The organism is Planktotalea sp., assembly GCF_049680325.1.
Taxonomy (GTDB): Bacteria; Pseudomonadota; Alphaproteobacteria; order Rhodobacterales; family Rhodobacteraceae; genus Planktotalea.
Genome location: NZ_JBAUHO010000064.1, coordinates 1 through 2,154 on the forward strand (window position 1 = coordinate 1; position 2,154 = coordinate 2,154).

2 protein-coding genes are annotated in these 2,154 nt (G+C 52.6%); one reads left to right on the forward strand and one right to left on the reverse strand.

Annotated features, from left to right (window positions below; all coding sequences use genetic code 11):
* The coding region (locus WBC85_RS02660; protein WP_424433132.1) for a hypothetical protein at nucleotides 1-219 on the reverse strand (219 nt) is incomplete at its 3' end.
* A 13-nt stretch (nucleotides 220-232) separates the two neighbouring features.
* Between WBC85_RS02660 and WBC85_RS02665 the strand changes: the two genes are divergently transcribed.
* On the forward strand, nucleotides 233-2,154 hold a 1,922-nt coding region (locus WBC85_RS02665), incomplete at its 3' end, for a TerB N-terminal domain-containing protein (RefSeq protein WP_424433133.1).

Below are 2,154 nucleotides of genomic sequence, written 5' to 3' on the forward strand. Positions count from 1 at the left end.
GTCTTCGCTTTGGTTTGGGATTTTGCCATGGGTTTCGTCCTTTTGGACGGGCCCGGATGAGACTCTCTCTATCCTTTCAAGCCCGGCAATCGGGCTTCCCTTTCTCTGGCTCTCATGGATGTTTGTACGGGAAATAAAATTGAAGACTGAAAAGTTTTGCACTGCCACTTTAGCGATAGCGGCTTCATCGAAAATCCCGCAAACTAATGTAATTCGCACCAGGGTTTGATTAATGTCATCAGTACTAAAGCTTTTTCGAGTTCTATTTTTTTACGCACTCTATTTTTTGTTGTGCATGGTTGCCGTAGTGACCGTGCTGCAAGGCTGGCCCGTTGGCGGTCAAATGCTCTTTGCCTTCGGCTTACCTATCGTTTTGGTCTGGTGGCAAGAAAAGAGACGATCCCGAAAAGTGGAAGCCAAAGTGCTTGCAGCGGAAAGCACAAACACAAGAGTAACTCAAACCGAGCCAGTGACCCGCGTAAGTGCCCACGAAAAACGCATCGAACGTGAGCGAGAGAGAACTCGCGAAGCAAATGCTATTCAATCATCGTCGACAGCGCCGCCCAAACCACCAAAACAGGACTACGCGGAAATCGTGAGTGCCGGCCAGTCTGCGGCACCAGCACTTTCGGCAATTGCAAAGCGGTACGAGAACGCGCGGCCATCGTCTCGAAAGCCGCAATCGAATTCACGTAAAAATGGCTGGATACCAGCGGCAGAGACCACGACCGTTGCTGGGCGAGATATTGGCGGAATGGTCTATGTCGGCACGCCGCCATTGCTTAATCACCATGGCTATCGCGACAAATGCAGGGCCTACATCGACCCTTCTCTCTCCGTCGCGAGGACAGGGGACGATAGGGCAGGGGAGGGCATGTCATACTGGCCTGGGTATTCTGATATTTCAGCACGAAGCAGGGCGACCTATCTTGAATGGTTGGCAAGTGGCCGGTCTGACCCATCCTATGATCCGGGCTACATGTTCTTGTATTTTTATGGGTTAGAACGGCGATTTTTTGTCGATCAATCCAATGCTGATGCAAAGGATATCATTGCGGAAGTTCGCAGATTGATTTCCGTCTATCCCGAAAACCATTCGGTGAAGCGATACTTGGGAGAATTTCTTGATATCGCGACACTTGCCGAAACTGAGTTTGAGGCGCTGGAGCCGATCTTTGAACGCCAGGGTTGGGAGCTTCCTTTTTCGCTGAAGTATGCGATTGGCGCTCGTCTTGATAAGGGAGAAAACCTGAGTGCAGACTGGGTTCTGAGCTGGTTGATGTGCCATCCAGAAAGCCATTTGCGCACGCCAGCAACGCGGTGCCGTGATGAATTCTTGGCGTTGTTCAAAATCCGATTTGAGGATCGCTTTCCCAGTGGCCTAAAGGTCAGCAAGCCGCGCAAACATCTCAAAGCCACCTATCGCGCAGCCTCAAGCGAGTTTGAAGGAACTCTCAATCCGACAGCCGATGGCAAACCCGTTCCTGATATCTCCGGATTGCGAAAGCCAGTCGAGATCGCGCAGGAGATCGCGGATGAAGTCATAGACGACCTTGATAAGCTGAGCCGCTATCTTGGTCGGAACCCCGAGGGCAGGGGAAGCATCGAAGCGCACGCCCTTTTGCCACTAGATCTGTGGACCCTGTTCCCGTCGACAGAAATGGAAGCGCTGAAAGAGTGGGCGAGGGGGATCATGCAGAGCGGCGGACTTATTCCGCTGGCCGACGTGATCGAAAAGCTCGAAGGACAGCGCAGTACGAAAATTGGAAAGAGACAGCTAACAGGGGCGGCAGATGCTTTGGCGCGTCTTGGATTTGGGCTCGCACCTGATCCTCGCTTTGGACTGCGTTCACCGAAACCGGAAGAGCCTGTGGTTCTGTTTGATCTCGGCGAGCAGATCGAAAAGCTGGAAGATGTTTCGGCAAGCTATCAGACCGCGTTGATGGAGTTGGCACTTGCCTCGTTTGTTGCCCATGCTGACGGGCGTATCGCCGACGCTGAACGCAAAGCGTTGGAGACCCAAGTTGCATCTGTTGAGGGGCTGAGTGAGCAGGAAAGGCACCGGCTTCAGGCAAACATGGTTTGGTTCCTTGCCGTACCGCCTGACATGACGCTGCTGCGCCGCAAACTAAAAGATGTTGGTGTGGAAGACCA